The 15,620-nt window shown below is 60.3% G+C and carries 8 protein-coding genes and 9 pseudogenes; 6 read left to right on the top strand and 11 right to left on the bottom strand.

Annotated elements, in window-relative coordinates:
- Positions 1-642: 642 nt before the first annotated feature.
- Positions 643-1,416 (top strand): annotated as a pseudogene (locus tag ACVW1C_RS29365) (transposase); the annotation flags it as partial.
- 15 nt (positions 1,417-1,431) lie between these two features.
- Here ACVW1C_RS29365 and ACVW1C_RS29360 read toward each other — a convergent pair.
- Both ACVW1C_RS29360 and ACVW1C_RS29355 read right to left on the bottom strand, forming a co-directional pair.
- Entirely contained in the window at positions 1,432-2,094 is a 663-nt protein-coding gene (locus ACVW1C_RS29360) for an IS630 family transposase (RefSeq protein ID WP_456763208.1), read from the bottom strand.
- Positions 1,995-2,378 (bottom strand): IS630 transposase-related protein, encoded by a 384-nt coding sequence (locus tag ACVW1C_RS29355; protein ID WP_456761290.1) that lies wholly within the window; start codon positions 2,376-2,378, stop codon positions 1,995-1,997. Before ACVW1C_RS29355 ends, ACVW1C_RS29360 begins: the two co-directional genes overlap by 100 nt.
- 171 nt (positions 2,379-2,549) lie before the next feature.
- Here ACVW1C_RS29355 and ACVW1C_RS29350 point away from each other — a divergent pair, with 171 nt between their 5' ends.
- From ACVW1C_RS29350 to ACVW1C_RS29340, 3 genes and pseudogenes are all read left to right on the top strand, one after another.
- Positions 2,550-3,635: an IS5 family transposase gene (locus ACVW1C_RS29350; RefSeq protein WP_456761289.1), complete on the top strand. Its 1,086-nt coding sequence runs from the start codon at positions 2,550-2,552 to the stop codon at positions 3,633-3,635.
- A 134-nt stretch (positions 3,636-3,769) separates the two neighbouring features.
- Positions 3,770-4,015 (top strand): annotated as a pseudogene (locus ACVW1C_RS29345) (IS5/IS1182 family transposase); the annotation flags it as partial.
- Between the two features lie 65 nt (positions 4,016-4,080).
- Positions 4,081-4,785, top strand: a pseudogene (locus ACVW1C_RS29340) (IS481 family transposase); the annotation flags it as partial.
- A gap of 491 nt (positions 4,786-5,276) precedes the next feature.
- Here the strand turns inward: ACVW1C_RS29340 and ACVW1C_RS29335 are convergent.
- The 3 genes and pseudogenes from ACVW1C_RS29335 to tnpC all read right to left on the bottom strand — a co-directional run.
- Positions 5,277-5,552, bottom strand: a pseudogene (locus tag ACVW1C_RS29335) (IS256 family transposase); the annotation flags it as partial.
- Positions 5,553-5,606: 54 nt separating this feature from the next.
- Positions 5,607-6,965, bottom strand: coding sequence for an LLM class flavin-dependent oxidoreductase (locus tag ACVW1C_RS29330; protein WP_456761288.1), 1,359 nt, complete (start codon positions 6,963-6,965; stop codon positions 5,607-5,609).
- Positions 6,966-7,274: 309 nt separating this feature from the next.
- A pseudogene (gene tnpC / locus ACVW1C_RS29325) lies at positions 7,275-7,885 on the bottom strand (IS66 family transposase); the annotation flags it as partial.
- Between the two features lie 74 nt (positions 7,886-7,959).
- Between tnpC and ACVW1C_RS29320 the strand changes: the two are divergent.
- Positions 7,960-8,986: pseudogene (locus tag ACVW1C_RS29320) on the top strand (IS110 family RNA-guided transposase).
- Between the two features lie 604 nt (positions 8,987-9,590).
- On the opposite strand, the pseudogene ACVW1C_RS29315 reads toward ACVW1C_RS29320, so the two are convergent.
- Positions 9,591-10,110: pseudogene (locus tag ACVW1C_RS29315) on the bottom strand (IS66 family transposase); the annotation flags it as partial.
- Positions 10,111-10,184: 74 nt separating this feature from the next.
- On the bottom strand, positions 10,185-10,394 hold the full coding sequence (gene tnpB, locus ACVW1C_RS29310; protein ID WP_456761287.1) for an IS66 family insertion sequence element accessory protein TnpB: 210 nt from the start codon (positions 10,392-10,394) through the stop codon (positions 10,185-10,187).
- Between the two features lie 185 nt (positions 10,395-10,579).
- On the opposite strand from tnpB, the pseudogene ACVW1C_RS29305 reads away from it, so the two are divergent.
- Positions 10,580-11,691: pseudogene (locus ACVW1C_RS29305) on the top strand (IS110 family RNA-guided transposase).
- Positions 11,692-12,006: 315 nt separating this feature from the next.
- On the opposite strand, the pseudogene ACVW1C_RS29300 reads toward ACVW1C_RS29305, so the two are convergent.
- The 4 genes and pseudogenes from ACVW1C_RS29300 to ACVW1C_RS29285 form a co-directional block, all read right to left on the bottom strand.
- A pseudogene (locus ACVW1C_RS29300) lies at positions 12,007-12,117 on the bottom strand (transposase domain-containing protein); the annotation flags it as partial.
- A 113-nt stretch (positions 12,118-12,230) separates the two neighbouring features.
- Entirely contained in the window at positions 12,231-13,232 is a 1,002-nt protein-coding gene (locus ACVW1C_RS29295) for a tyrosine-type recombinase/integrase (RefSeq protein ID WP_456761256.1), read from the bottom strand.
- Positions 13,229-14,155 (bottom strand): tyrosine-type recombinase/integrase, encoded by a 927-nt coding sequence (locus ACVW1C_RS29290; protein WP_456761255.1) that lies wholly within the window; start codon positions 14,153-14,155, stop codon positions 13,229-13,231. The genes ACVW1C_RS29295 and ACVW1C_RS29290 overlap by 4 nt, the downstream gene beginning before the upstream one ends.
- Positions 14,152-15,252 (bottom strand): tyrosine-type recombinase/integrase, encoded by a 1,101-nt coding sequence (locus tag ACVW1C_RS29285; protein ID WP_456761254.1) that lies wholly within the window; start codon positions 15,250-15,252, stop codon positions 14,152-14,154. The genes ACVW1C_RS29290 and ACVW1C_RS29285 overlap by 4 nt, the downstream gene beginning before the upstream one ends.
- Between the last annotated feature and the right edge of the window lie 368 nt (positions 15,253-15,620).

Here is a 15,620-nt window from a genome sequence, read left to right as displayed (position 1 = left end):
GGAACGGCGTACTAGACGCGATGACGTGTCGTTCGCGGACGAGCGATACCGGCAAGTGGCACCGCGCAGAACACGCAAGACCGCAGCCCCTTGAGATCAAGTTCAACGAGCCGTGTAGATCATGCAGGTCTCGATAAAGATGCTTCGGGAGCATAGACATCGAGGCGCTCCAACGGTCGCGCCCTCAAGCTTTGTGGCCGCGCTTGGAGCTCGAGCTTCACCTCTGCAGGAGCACCTGGATTCCGCTCCTCTTGCCGACTGGATGAGCTATCACTTCGGCAGTTTTCAGAACCCGACGCAGGCACTGGTTGCGCACGGGGTCAAAGCAGATGTGCGATGGTGTGGACTTTTGTTCACGCGGAGGAGCTCCGCTTCAAAGAGCGCCTCTGCCGACCAAGCAAGATGGCAGCGACATCGCCCGTAAACGGAGACGCTGGAAGGCTCACCCAAGGCGTGGGATTGACGCATTGCGTCTTGTTTTGCCGTACGTGAGGAACTCTCCAAGCCATTGAGCAGGAGAAGAGTTTCGGAGCAGAGCGAGGTTTGAGATTGACAGCTTTTGGGGTTTGAAAGCCGGGAAGCTGGCAATTTCATTTTGCGATTCCCTCGGGTCGTGATTCCGTGATCGCATTGGAGGGGACGATGCGGCCCAAGGAACGACGGCACAGCAGACAAGCCGATCTTCTGCGCTCGGGGCTGGACGCGATCATCGGCATGAACCATGCACTGGTGAAGCTGGCGGGGACGATCGACGATTGGTCGTTACTCGAGGAGCGGTTCGGCGCGGTCTACGAGGGCAAGTCAGGCCGGCTGCCGATGGCCGGATTGGCCATCCTCAAGCACACCTGCGACCTCTCCGATGAAGTGCTGTGCGAGCGCTGGGTGAAGAATCTCTATTACCAGTTCTTCTGCGGCGAGGAGTTTTTCGAGCATCGCCTGGTGTTCGATCGCTCCTCGCTGTACGCGCTGGCGACAACGCATGGGCCAAGAGTGGTTGCAAGCCCTGCTTCAGGAGAGCCTTTCGGTCGCCACCAAGGTCGAAGCGATCAATCTATCCGACCTCAACCGCGTCATCGTCGACACCACCGTGCAGCCCAAGAACGTGATGTTCTCGACCGACGCACGGCTACTCAACCGGGCGCGCGAGATCCTGGTCCGGGTGACGAAGCGATATGGCGTCAAGCTACGCCAGTCCTATACCAGGGTGGGTACGTTCGCCCTGATCAAACACCAGCGCTACGCCCACGCCAAGCAATTCGAGCCCGCCCATAGGCCTTGAAGAAGCTCAAAACATACCTCGGCCGCATCATCCGCGATATAGGCCGCAAACTATGTGACAACGCCGATCTGCTTGGTGAGATCGCGCTGGAGCGCATGCTGGCGCTGGCCCGGCAGGTGCGGGACCAGAGCCAACGCTAGAGCGTTTTCCGATCACGTTGCGTCGTAACCAGCCGCGACGAGATAATTTTGACATTCCTCGGGTGAGAAGCGTTTGAGAGCGTTGGCGATTGCTTGCCAGAGATCGAGCATGGTGCGCGCTGCGGCGGCCCGCAACAGCGCTTTCAGTTTGGAGAAGGCCATTTCAATCGGGTTGAAGTCTGGACTGTAGGGCGGAAGATAGAGCAGGCTAGCTCCGACCGCCTGGATGGCCTCTCGAACGCCATGGACCTTGTGAGCGGGCAAGTTGTCCATGATAACGGTATCGCCCGGCCGCAGCGATGGGGCGAGCAATTGCTCGACGTAGGCCAGGAAAGCGTCGCCATCCATTGGACCGTCCAGAACAAGCGGCGCGATTAGACCGTTTGCGCGCAATCCAGCGGTGAATGTCGTCGTCTTCCAATGTCCATGTGGGACGGCCGCGCGACATCGCTCGCCGCGTGGCGAGCGCCCGTAAAGCCGCGCCATTTTGGTGTTGGCGCTGGTTTCGTCGATGAAGACGAGGCGCTCTGGGTCAAGATCGATTTGCCCTTCGAACCACTCCTCACGCGCAGCATTTATATCGCGGCGCCGTTGCTCGGCGGCGTGCGCTGTCTTTTTTTGAGTGTGATCTTTCTGCGCTGGAAGAAACGCCAGAGCGACGCGATGCCGGCCGATATGCCACGACGCTTCAATAGTTCTTGCAACTCGGCGAGCGTGATATCCGGCTTCGCTGTCACCGCGTCCAAGATCAACTGTGCATGTGCTTCGATGCGCTGCGATTTGCGGTCACCGCCCTGGCGTTTAGGAACGATGTCGCCAACTTCCTTGAGGCGACTGCGCCAGCGGATCGCGCTCGCCGCGCTGACACCAAAACGCTCCGCGGCCTGTCGACAGGACAAGCCACCGTCAATCGCGGCTACCACCCTTTGGCGAAGATCAACCGAAAGCGGCCTGGCCATACATGCTGGCCTCCCTCGCCAGCATGCAGCTTGAATCTGACTCGCGCCGTTTTGGGACTCCCCACCCAATTCTTTCCGGTCGGAAACTGCTCTAGCAGTCTGCTGAAGAACTCCTCGCCACGGAGGGGGCTTGATGATTCACTTTATCATCTCGATTCGGTGGAGATGATGATGCGCGGCAGGTTTACGGATCAGGGCGGCCTGTTTTCGTACATTGCGCCGGATAAGCGTGTGCCGGCGAACCATCCGCTGCGGCAGGTTCGGGAACTTGTCCGGGACGTTTTGAGTGATTTGAACCGCAGCCTTGGGAGGCTCTACGCCAGCGAGGGACGCCCTTCGATCCCTCCAGAGCAATTGTTGAGCGCCTTGCTGCTGCAGGTGTTCTACGGCATCCGCTCGGAACGCCAGTTGATGGAGCAACTGGACTACAATCTTTTGTACCGCTGGTTCGTGGGACTGTCGCCGGACGATCCGGTGTGGGACCCGACCACCTTCACCAAGAACCGGGAGCGGCTGCAGAACGGCGATGTGTTCACGAAGTTCATGACCAGGCTTCTGAACCATCCGCAGGTCAAACCGCTGCTGTCGGACGAGCACTTCTCGGTGGATGGAACGCTGATCGAAGCCTGGGCTTCACAGAAGAGCTTTCGCCCCAAGGACGGCAGCGGCGACGATGAGGACGGCGCCAACTTCCACGGCCAGAAGCGCAAGAACGACACCCATGCGAGCACCAGCGATCCGGACAGCAGGCTTTATCGCAAGGCGGCCGGACGGGAGGCCAAGCTTTGCTATATGGGCCACGTCACCATGGAGAATCGGCATGGGCTGGCGGTGGCCGGCAGGGTCACACATGCCGATGGCACCGCCGAACGCCGGGCTTCGGAGACCATGCTGAGGGCGAGACGCAAAGCCGCAGGCCGCCGTATCACCGCCGGTGAGGACAAGGCGTACGATACCGTCGATCATGTCGCCAATCTTCGCGCCATCGGCGTGACGCCGCATGTGACGCAGAACCAGGCCGTCACCAAAACCGGCAAGACCCGCAACAGCGCCATCGACGAACGAACCACGCGGCATCCGGGATATGGCATGTCGCAATCACGCCGGGCGATGGTCGAGTGCATCTTCGGATGGGGCAAGCAGCACGGCACCATGCGCAAGACCAAACATCGTGGCATCGGCCGCGTCGCCGCCGATTTCCTGCTCAATCTGATCGCCTATAACCCGATCCGCATTCCCAAACTGCTTGCCGCGTAGCCACCCCGCGTCAGGGTACACCCAACACCAGCCTGGAAAACTATAACCAACTCCACCGCGCCGCCCCAACAACGGCCGCAACAACAAGAAAGCTCTCCATTTCAAGGTTTTTCAGCAGACTGCTAGTGTTGACCAAGGTCTATCGGCTGCACGCGCCGGTGGTGGAATGCATCGGCAAGGGCAACGCACACCGGCCCTGCGAGTTTGGCGTCAAGGTCTTCATTGCAACGACGTTATCGTCGACCTGCGGCGGTCAGTTTGTGATCCATGTAAAGGCGCTGCTCGGCAACCCCTTGGACGGTCACGCGCTTACAATCGTCATCCCCGAGATGGAGGCGTTGATCGGCAACACCATCGAGCGCGTTCTCCTCGACAAGGGTATCACTGCCAGAACGCCCCGCAGGTTTGATGATGCATTCTTGTCGAACGAGTCGAAGGATACGCTATGGACCAAGTTCTAGACGGCTGCGCCACCGCGACGGAGGAAGTCCGTCTAGCAATACGAAATAGTCAAGAGAGCCTGAGAGCACTCGCGAAGCGCTACGGGATCAACCAGAAGGCTGTCGCGAAGTGGAAGCAGCGCGAGACCACGCCGACCGTCGACAGGCCCCAAGGTAGCCAGGTCGACAGTTTTCCATTGAGGAGGAGGCGATCATCATCGCTTTCCGGCGGTACGTGCCGCAGCCTCTCGACGATTGCCTCTATGCCTAGCAGTCAACCATCCCACATCTGGCGCGGTCATCCCTGCACCGCTGCCTCCGCGCCGCGGCATCAGCCGATTGCCGGAAGTCGAAGGTGGCAAGCCTTCGAAGAAGAAGTTCAAGGTTTATCCGAGCGGCTATTTCCACATCGACATCGCTGAGCTCCAGACTACCGAAGGCAAGCTCTGCCTCTACGCAATCGATCGCACCAGCAAGTTCGCCTTCGTGCAACCGGTCAAGAAGACGGGAAGGACCTCAGCCCCGGCCTTTCGCGAAGCTCTGATCGCGGCTGTCCCCTACAAGATCCACAGGGTGCTCACCGGCAATGGGATCAGGTTCACTTTCCCGCCGCGCTATACGGACGGCCCGACGGCAGATACGTGACGCATATGTTCGATATACGATGCCAGGAAACCCGGATCGAACATCGGCTCTCCAAGATCAAGCATGTCTCGAGCAGGATGTACGCGTCATAATGCCAGCTCACGACATCGAGGACTCGAGCCAGAACATCAACTTGGTCACACCTAACGGCGGGCGGTTCGAACGGGTGAACTTGTACGAAACGAGATGGATCGGCCGGCCGAAGGCAATCATAGTAAGTAGCGAACATCGACGTTAGGCGGTGCATCATGGTATCGTGCAGGATGCGCAAGCGTCGTTGATGCCGTTAAAACTGTTTGGCATGGGCGTAGCCGGCTGCCATCGTCGCCGCGGCTTTGGCCACGCGAGACTAGGATGCCGTAGGCAGCCCCCGTGCTTCCTCGCAGAGCGCCTCCCGGATCGCTGCACACGGCAGTTTGGCGTCAGTCGGGAAGGTAACGCATCGCCCTCGTGAGTCACACGAAAGGCTCTGAGGCAACGACCGCTCCGGCTTGTCGCAGAGCCACCAGCGCTAACGACTCAGACCTGAGCGCTCGTGCGGGAGACGTGCTTGAAGCGCCGACAAATCGCGCCTCTGCCAGCGCTCGTACTCGCCTTGCCACTCGGCCGTCTGCCGAGAATTATCGTGGGCGACGGGTTTGGCGCGTCTTGCCCAGCAAGGCCGCTTCGAAGTCGGCGGTCGAAATGCCGCGCAGCTAGTACACCGGCAACAGCGCATCCAGACTTCTGGACACGCACAGCAGCAGGATCGCCGAGTTGAACCGATCTCGCTCACCATGTCTGGGAGCCTGTGGCCGCGGATCTTCATCCGAGCGACCTCGACCGGGCCAAGCTGCGCCAAGAAGCCAAGCCAAAAGCCGAATACCGCTGAACGCTGAGCACTTCTCTATGGACATTTGCTTACGCTGTCCTCCGTGTATTGGTTAAATGGCCGCTTGAGACCGAGATTCTCTCTTAGTGTTTGTCCGAGATATCCGGACCTGAATTTGCCTCGTCGGCGCAATTCGGGAACGACGAGCTCAACAAACTCTTTTAGTCCGCCGGGAACGGTCGCCGGCATTACGTTGAACCCGTCAGCTGCACGTTGATCAAACGCATCCACCATCGCATCTGCAATTTCGTCTGGCGTTCCAACAACCATAAGTGCGCCCTTGCTGTCGGATATCCAGCTGATCAGTTGCCTCCAGGTAAATTTCTGGCGTACCGCTAGCATGAGGAGCAGCTCCTGACTACTCCGGGTGAAATTCGTCTGCGGTAAAGTCTCGGGGACTAATGCGTCAAGATCGATTGAGCGCAAGTCGGCCACAAACCCAAGCATACGCTCGGCCAATCCAATTCGCACGTCGTTGTGTATATGCGATTGTAGTCTTCGAAGCTTTTCAGACGCTTCTTGCTTAGTCTTTCCCACGATCGGAAGAATGCCCGGCATGACTAACAGTTGCTCGTCCTTCCGTCCAAGTGTGCGTGCCTTCTCTTTGAGAGTTGCGTAATACCGTTTACCGTGCTCTATGCAAGGCATGAAGTAGAACACGACCTCCCCGAATTCTGCAGCAAATTCGGTTCCGGCCTCGGATGCGCCTGCCTGAACCAACACAGGATACCCTTGCGGCGGTCTTGCAATATTCAATGGGCCCCTGACTGATAAGAAATCGCCGCCGTGGTTAAGGAAATGCAGCTTCGCGGTGTTTGCGAAAATACCACTTTGCTTGTCACGAATAAACGCGTCGTCCTCCCACGTGTCCCAAAGACCTTTAACAACTGTTACAAATTCTCTCGCTCGAGCATAGCGCGCGTCATGATCTGGAAGTTCTCTTTCGCCGAAATTTAGGGCTTCGGACTTAACTGCTGAGGTGACAATGTTCCAGGCCGCACGTCCCCGCGATAGATGGTCAAGCGAGGCGAACAAGCGTGCGAGATGATAAGGATGGTGATACGTCGTTGTCGCTGTCGCAACGAGACCGATGTTTTGTGTTCTCGATGAAAGCGCCGACAACAACGTGATCGGCTCGAACCCATCGTTTCGGCTTACACGAGCTATGTGTGCGTGGTCTCGTTCTAATACGCAAAGGCGATCGGGAAGAAATACAAAGTGAAATGCCGCACCTTCAGCAAGCGCCACCAGATGAGCAAAGTGGTCGATGTCGATACCGCCATTCGCTGGAGCGCTTGGATCGCGCCATGCGCCTTCGTGGAATCCCGCCTGATCGAGAAACAGTCCGAGCATCATTTCGCCATGGCGCTGCATGCCGTATCTCCCTCCAAATTGGAATATTCCTCGCGGACCGAGTTGAGTTGGTTATTGGACGGAACATTTGCCGCAACGTTCGACCTCCGCAGCTCGTTGAACTCTCGACGGGGGTGCGTTCCGCCGCACACCTATGAACGTCTCCGTCCTCTACATCAATTACTAGCGCTGGTAGTTGACTGTGCGGCAGAAACTCAGAGGAGGCGTGTTTTCGAGCATTCGAGCAAATCTATTGATATGTCGTCTCGCCTGATGAGCTCATGACCGACAGAGGCGGCCTACTTTATGGTAAGCGGCAAGCTGAGGCCGTCAGATGGCGTGGTTCCATGGCATAAGCGCGTCGATTTCGCTGCTCGGCCAGCCGTTGGCGATACGCTGAAGCGTGAGAGCAAGCCAGGCGAGCGGATCGACGTTGTTCATCTTCGCCGTCTGCAGCAGCGTTGCGATGGTCGCCCAGGTTCGTCCGCCGCCTTCGCTGCCCGCGAAGAGGCTATTCTTTCTCGTAATTGTTTGTGGCCTGATGGCGCGTTCGACGATGTTGGAGTCGAGCTCGATGCGACCATCGGTCAGGAAGCGTTCGAAGATGGCACGGCGAGACGGCATAGCGGATCGCCTCGGCCAGTTTTGATTTACCCGGAGATCCGCGGCAAGGTCTGCTGCCAGAGATCGAAGAGATCTGCGACGACCGCTGCGGAGGCTTGCTGGCGCGCGGCAACGCGTGCGTCGGGGCTTTGACCACGCACGCCCTTCTCGACCTGCCAGAGCTTTGCCATCCGCTCGACCGTCGTCGTTGCCACTCTTGAGCTCCCTGCAACATGCAGCTCGTAGAACTTGCGCCGGCTGTGTGACCAGCAGCCAGCCAATGTGATGCTATCATTGCCGCGATCGGGTCGCGCCAACTTGTTATAGGCGGCATAGCCGATGGAGTGGACGCCCCCCGACGGCATCGATTGTGCCAAAGTGTGGGTGTTTCAACCCAGCAAGGAGGGCATCCGTGGACGAGGTTAGCATCATTGGTTTGGATTTGGCGAAGAACGTGTTCCAGCTCCACGGCGCGGGGCAGGATGGGAGGACCGTTCTGCGCAAGAAGCTCAACCGCAGCAGATTGCTCGAGTTCTTCGTCAAGTTACCGAGGTGTGTGGTCGCGATGGAGGCCTGCGCCAGCGCCCATTATTGGGGACGGGAGATCGGTAAAATTGGTCACGATGTCCGGCTGATCCATCCCTCCTACGTGAAGCCCTTCGTTAAGCGTCAAAAGAACGATGCAGCGGATGCGGAGGCGATCGCCGAAGCCGCGTCTCGACCAACGATGCGCTTTGTCGGCGTCAAGAGCGCCGAGAAGCAAGCCTCTTCTATGGCGTTCAAGGTTCGCGATCTCTTGGTTCGACAGCGCACACAGGCGATTAATGCTTTGCGCGGACATCTTGCGGAATACGGTTTGATCGTGGCCCAGGGCGTCAGACATATCCCCCGATTGCATGAGCTCCTGGCAACATATTCGGACCTGCCCGACCTTGCCCGCGGCCTTTGCCAGAATCTCTTGAAGCACGTGGAATCTCTGTCGGAGCAGATAGCCGAGCTGGAGAAGGGACTGCGGGTACGGGCTAGACAGGACGAGGTGGCCGCTCGCTTAATGACCATTCCGGGGATCGGCGCAATCTGCGCCACAGCGATAGAGGCCTTGTCGCCGTCGGCGGAGACCTTTTCCAAGGGGCGGGATTTTGCGGCCTGGACTGGTCTCACGCCCAAACAAGAGTTCCTCTGGAGGCAAGGATAGGCTGGGCAAAATCTCCAGGATGGGCCGGCGAGATCTCCGGCGCCTCCTTGTGCTTGGTGCGACCGCCGTCGTGCGATGGGCAAGACGCTACGGATCGCCAGCACGATCCTGGCTGGCGAGAATGCTCTTGAAGAAGCCGCCAAAGCTGATTGCGGTCGCTCTGGCGAACAAAATGGCGCGCATCGCCTGGGCCTTGATGGTTCGCGGTGGCGCCTACCAAGCTCCAGCGTCTGGCGCGGCGTAACGCAAAGCCAGACGCCGGGAGACGTCGGGAATGTGGTAAAGTCGAACGGAGGTTATGGGCAATCGGTCAGGGACCGGGATTGGAAGAATCAAAAGGTGGATGAGTGCCAGCGAGCACGCGTAGCCGAATTGGATCCAATCCACGTATTCCATAAGGGCCCGCGACGTGTCGAGGTCGCATCACGAGGCCGGACACACGTCAGCACCCGACCACATGCCTGTTCCAAAGTTATATTTTGCTTGCATTTACTGGGCGTCCACACACATCCACTTGCAGAACGCCGGAAAAGCCCATCAATTGTCCGGCGATCTCCTCCGTGCCGCGGCCGTAGGCAACCGCCTGCGCCGAGGGCCCGCCCCATGGCCGGTCATCCATGGCATGCGCGCAGAAATGGCAGATTGCGGGTGCGATGTCGCCCGGGTTGGCTGAATGCCGCCACGTTCTGTCGGTTGTCCGCTCCGCTACACAAGCTCATTTGCCATTCACTCACTTTCGCTCGCAGCTCAAATCGCTGAAGGCAAACAAACGCAGTTCTCTCTTCGGCTTCGATCAACCAGTGGCACGAGTTTTGAACTCACTTGCAAGCCGCGAGGGCCGCACACCAGAAGGCATACTTGGGACGGCGCGTGACGATCACACGGAACTTCGCCGGCACCACATCCAGGCGCTCCGACACGTCCTCGCCGATCAGCACCTTCTGCTTGCCGGCATGCTCAGCCAGCTCTTCCGGCTCAATGACGGTTTCGATCCGTTCCAGATGGGGCGCAAAGCCCTTGCGCCCGCGCGGTGCACGCGTGCCGTCCGCCTGCTCACGGCCCTTGCTGACCTGGGCCTTGATCGCAGCGATGCCGGTCTCAATTTCCTCGAAGACGAAGGCCTGTTGTTCATCGTCGCCGTCGACAGAGCCGAGCTTTTCCGATCGTCGGCCGAACCGGGCGCGGTCGAAGGCCTTCAGGATCTGCGTCAGCCGCTCGATCCGCGCATCGGCATCGGCGTTGCGGGCCTTGAGATCGGCGACCTCGCTCTCCAGAGCATCTGGCGCGGGCCGCCTTCTCGGCCATGGCAAGCACCATGGCCTTCAGCGTCTCTATGTCATTCGGGAGGCTGAGATCGGGCGGCGTCATTGACCCGACCAGAGCACATTTTGCCCAGTTTCTCCTGCCCTTTCAGGCCGCTGATTCACTTCGCCGCAGTGCTTTTACCCAACAATCCCCGGCGGCTTGACCGCCATGGTCCGGACCCGCTTCCAGTCCATCCCATCCACCAGTGCCATCAACTGCGCGGGATTCATCTGCACCCGATGATGCCCGATCCGCGGCCAGCAGAACTTCGCCTTCTCGAGACGTTTTAAATAGAGGCACACGCCGGACCCGTCCCACCACACGATCTTTATTCTGTACGGAAGCATGTCCGGGACGGCGAAGCAGTTGCTGCGTTCTCCGAAGATGGAGTTACCAGATCAAGATGTATCGCCGATTGTGTTCGAACGTAAGACCGTATGTCCACCTCTGCCGATGAGGTGGCTCGCCCTACACTGCGCGTCCGAGGGTTGCTCGGGCGAACCGAGCCGATCCTCATCACAGAGGACGAGCCGTGGCAGATTATAGGGAAGCATTCGTCGGAATCGATGTGGCCAAGCTGAGAAATGCCGGCGCGATTGCGGATGCAGGCCGGGAGGGGGAGGTTCGGTTCTTCGGCGAGGTTGATGCTTCGGCTACCGACATGCGCCGCGTCTTAGGGCGGATCGCCCACCGGTTTGACCGCGTCCACTTCTGTTACGAAGCCGGCCCGACTGGCTATAGTCTTTATCGCCTGATCCGGTCGCTCGGCCATCAATGCACGGTGGTGGCGCCGTCGCTGATCCCAAGGAAGCCGGGTGATCGTGTGAAGACGAACCGCCGGGACGCCGTTTCTCTCGCGCGGCTGCTACGCGCCGGCGAGCTGACGGCGGTATGGGTTCCCGATGAAGGTCACGAGGCGATGCGCGACCTCCTTCGCGCTCGATCCGCAGCGGTTGAGACGCTGCGGATCCACCGGCAGCAGGTGAGCGCCTTCATGCTCAAGCATGGCCGCACCTCTCCCCGCAAAAAGGCCTGGACGATGCGCTATTTGCGTTGGCTTCAGGAACAACAGTTCGACCACCCCGCGCATCAGATCGCGCTACAAGAAATGGTCGAAGCAGTTCGCGTCGCCAGGAACCGGGTCGACCGGCTCGAGCGCACGATCGAAGAGTTCGTCTCGACCTGGTCTCTGGAGCCGCTCGTGCGGGCGCTTCAAACATTGCGCGGCGTCGATCTGGTCGTCGCAGTGACATTCGCAACCGAGGTCGGTGACGTGAGCCGTTTTGAGGGCCCACGTCAACTTATGGGTTACCTCGGTCCGGTGCCAAGCGAGCGATCCACGGGAGAGGCTGTCAGGCGTGGCGGCATCACCAAGGCCGGCAACGGCCGTGTTCGCTACATGTTGGTCGAAAGCGCCTGGACATATCGACACCCGCCGAAGATCGGCAAGACAAAACTATACCGGCTCGAACAGACGTCGCCAGCAGTGCGAGAGATTGCTTGGAAGGCGCAGAGCCGCTTGACGGCCCGGTACCGGAAGCTGGCGGCGCGCGGCAAACGAACGACGGTGGTCTGCACCGCTATCGCCCGTGAAAACTGGTCGGGTTCATGTGGGCGGTTGCCAGGCAAGTGCAGACAGCCTGATCGAGCGCCCTTATCATCGTGCATGGGCGGAGGCGGGACCACGGCAGAGGGAATGCCCGTCAGACGCTTTGTGGCCGGCAAGAGCGCCGACGCCCGCAGTAAGATAGGAGCAGACCTCGGACGCACAATCGGGAATGCGGTAGCCAACCCGCGCATCAGAGCTTGATCACCGACGTCGTTCGGTTCCGCCTCCACCTATGCACGACCATCTCTATGAATAGCCGATCGACGATCGGGCGGTGCTCTGCGTTCTAATCCTTGACAGCGGACATCAGAGCGTCGTTCTCAGGCCACGGCTTTGAGGGCTTGAGCGCGTTAGGCCCAGGGCAGTAGCTGGTCGATGTCGCGGTTTGGATGCCCGTTGACGATCCTGGTCAGGACGTCGGTGAGATAGGCATGCGGATCGACATCGTTCATCTTGCAGGTTTATGCCGGCCGCCGAACTATGCCGAACGGGTTTGGTATGGCGCGCCGTTGTCACGCTGGCACGCGTCGATTGCGTGCGCGGCAGCCCCACTCCATTCGGCATAGTCTGGCGTTCAGAGCGCCTCCAGAAAGGCGAGCAGGCGGTCGTTCGGCTGGAAGCGGGTTCGCTTGCCGCGCTCGTAAGGCTTGAGCTTCGCCAGGGCAGCTTCCTTGAGGGCGAGGTGGGCGGGCAGGTACGTCTGCGTCGTCTCGACCGATTCATGACCGAGCCACAGCGCGATCACAGAACAGTCGACGCCGGCTTGCAGCAGTTCCATCGCAGCGCTGTGCCTCAGCACGTGCGGCGACACGCTCTTGGCCTTCAAAGACGGGCAACTCTTGTGAGCGACACGAACATGCTTTCCCAGCAGGGACTGGACGCTGTCGGCACTGAGCCGGCCCCCGTGCACGTTCGGGAACAACGCTGTTGCTCCTTTCCGCAACGGTTCCTTGAGCCATGCCTGGAGCGCACACCGAGCGAGTGTGGTCAGCGGAGTGGTCCGCTCCTTCCGCCCTTTACCGACGCATCGCACGTGTGCGCCAGACCCGAGGTGGACGGCATCCCGGTCAAGGCCAGTCAGCTCTGAGACGCGTAAGCCCGTCTGGGCCGCGACCAGCAGCAAGGTGTGATCGCGGCGGCCAAGCCACGTCGTTCGATCGGGCGCGGCGAGAACCGCCTCGATCTCGGGGCGCGTCAGGAAGTGCACCTGTCGCTTGTCGTGACGCTTGCTCGGTATGGCGAGCACGCGCTGGATCAGCGCACTGTGTGCCGGTTCCTCGAAGGACACGAACCTGAAGAAGGAACGGATGGCCGTCAGACGCAGGTTACGCGTCTTCGCACTGGCGCCGCGCGTTACCTCGAGATCGGTGAGGAACGCGCCGATGAACGTTGCATCCAGATCGGCGAGCGTCAGGGCCGATGGGGACTTCCGCAGCTGCACCTGAGCGAACATGAACAGCAGCCGGAACGTGTCTCTGTAGGAGGCGATCGTGTTGCCGCTAACATTGCGCTGGCGCATGAGGTGCTCGGTGAAGAAGCGCTCGATCAACGTGGCGACATTGCAGGCGGGCTTCATGGCGTCACCTCCCATCGCCGATCGAGACGCCGCGCGGCTTCTTCCATCAACTCGGGGCAGGCCGAGAGATACCAGTAAGTGTCGCGCACGCAGGCGTGGCCGAGGTAAGTGGATAGTACTGGGAGTTGTTGCTCGACGTCCTTGCCTTCGCGATACCAGTTGAGCAGCGTCCGGATGGCGAAGCGATGACGGAAGTCATGCACGCGTGGCCCGGTACGATCACCTGGGCGCCGCAGCCCGATCTCTCGGGACAATCGCCAGAAGACGCGATGAACGTACTGGTGCAGCAAGCGGCCTCCCTGTTCGGCAACGAAGAAGGTCGAGCCGCAGCGTGATCCGAGCATCGCGTCGCGCCGGTGGGCGTAGTCGCGCAACGCGATTCTCGTCGTCGGATGCAATGGCACGAGCCGCGACTTGCCGAACTTGGTCAGCCGGACCGTCAGCACGCCGGCGTCGAGGTCGACGTCATCACGCTCCAGGCCCATCGCCTCGGATATACGCTTGCCCGTCACCGCGATCAGCCCGAACAAGGCATGGTAGGTCCATCGGCGCAGCCCGTCCGCTGGTGGCAGAGCCAGCGCTGCCGTCAGCAACGCATCGATCTCCGCGTCGCTGTAAACATAGGGCTTGGCGCGCTTCCATCCGGGCAGCATGCCGACGGGCGGCACCTCCGTTCTCGGGTCGAAGTTGGCGACATGGCGCGCGAACCCGCGCACGCCGCTCAATCGCAGCGCCCAGGATGCATGACGATCAGGCGGCAGCGTTGCCCATTCCATGGCCAGCTTCGTCGTGATGCTCCTGGCCTTGCGCTTCTCCATGAAGGCGACGAAGTCGGCGAGCCGACGGGTCTGGTGCTCGTACTTGTATCCAAACCCCTTGCGCATGCTCAGGTACTTATCGAGTGCGGCGCGCAGATTGGTCATTGCACGCCTCCCGGCCAGGGCAGGCTCAATGTTCTCAGCGCATCGATGTCGACCTTCGCGTAAATCCGGGTAGTGTCGTGGTTCTCGTGCCGCAGCAACTGTCCGATCTCCGACAAGGTCGCGCCAGATCGGAGAAGCTCGGTAGCGAGACTGTGTCGGAAGATATGGGCGCCGCGATGTGCGCAACCTTCGATTCCAACGCGATCGAGAGCGGCCTTGGCGATCATGGTGATCGCACATCCGGAAGCAAAGCCGACGTGTGACGCGAGCGTACGGACGAACAACCGTCGGCACGACGACTTTGGGCGGCCATTGCGGAGATATGCAACGATGGCCGCGCCAACGTCTGGCGGTATCGGCATCCGTGCACGCTGTCGGCCCTTGGCGCGAACGAGTATCTCGCTGGCGCGCCAGTCGATATCATCAAGGGTGAGCGTCGCGACCTCGTCGGCCCGCAGGCCGAGCTTGGCCAGCAACAACAGAATGGCGTAGTCCCGCCGTCCCATCACCGTCTCTCGGTCGCAACCGTCGAGAGCCTTCCGCACCTGTGCAGCAGGCAGATAGGTCGGCAGAGTTGCGAGCTTCCATCGCCGCATCGATGGAACGCAATCCGCCAACGGGCGCGCATTCAGCCCCCGATGGTGGAGGTAACGAAGAAAGGCGCGCAACGACCAGCGCATCGCCTTGCCTGTTCCCGGGCTCCAATCCTGGGCGTGGCGCTCAATGTAGCGGATCACGTCTTCTTGGCTGATCTTGCAGAGGGCGGCGGCGCCACCGGGGCACACCTCGTGCAGGAACCTGCGGATGACCGGGAGATGGCGGACGATGGACCTCGGGGCCAAGCCGCGCTCTGATCGTAGGTAGGCATCGAACTCCTTGAAGATCCGTTTGTGCGGGGTGAGAGGCAGTAGCACCAACGGCGCGATCGCGCCTTCCGCGCGCAGCACCGACAGCCATCGCTTGAGCGCGGCTCGGTCACCGGGTTGGATAGACTGCCTCCCGCCTCGATGTCGGAGGTACCGCTCAACGACCTGTTCATCGAGATCGACCAGCTTGTAGCGACGGCCGGCGATCCAACTCAGGAGCCCGCTGACCACGTTGAGGCAACGCCACGCGCCATGCCGAACGAGCCTCTCTTCGACGAGACGAGCGGCGTAGCGCTCGACGAGTTGTCCGTGCGGCCCGCTTCTGAGACGCCGGTACAGCCGGCTGTGCTGCCCAAGTACTCTTCAACTTCCATCTTCCTGTTCTCCGCTGTTGAAAGCGGAGGCACAGAACGAACTATGCCGAACGGACCAAACGCCGGTCAGCGAGAAATCTGGGGAAAACGACCCAACTCGGCATAGTTCGGCGGCCGGCATAAACCTGCCTATGCCGCGCTCGGCATAGGCAGGTCTCAACCAGGGACGCGACGACAGCCCAGTGTTCGGCGCCGCCATCGGATCCCGCAGCGAGACCGAACTTT

The organism is Bradyrhizobium sp. USDA 4011 (assembly GCF_054063415.1).
This window is presented reverse-complemented; position numbering and strand designations above follow the sequence as displayed.

Bases quoted from the DNA above. Each gene is read 5' to 3' on its own strand.
- ACVW1C_RS29355 (WP_456761290.1), bottom strand. From the start codon at position 2,378: ATGGCCAGGCCGCTTTCGGTTGATCTTCGCCAAAGGGTGGTAGCCGCG.
- ACVW1C_RS29350 (WP_456761289.1), top strand. From the start codon at position 2,550: ATGCGCGGCAGGTTTACGGATCAGGGCGGCCTGTTTTCGTACATTGCG.
- ACVW1C_RS29330 (WP_456761288.1), bottom strand. From the start codon at position 6,965: ATGCAGCGCCATGGCGAAATGATGCTCGGACTGTTTCTCGATCAGGCG.
- tnpB (WP_456761287.1), bottom strand. From the start codon at position 10,394: ATGCTTCCGTACAGAATAAAGATCGTGTGGTGGGACGGGTCCGGCGTG.
- ACVW1C_RS29295 (WP_456761256.1), bottom strand. From the start codon at position 13,232: ATGAAGCCCGCCTGCAATGTCGCCACGTTGATCGAGCGCTTCTTCACC.
- ACVW1C_RS29290 (WP_456761255.1), bottom strand. From the start codon at position 14,155: ATGACCAATCTGCGCGCCGCACTCGATAAGTACCTGAGCATGCGCAAG.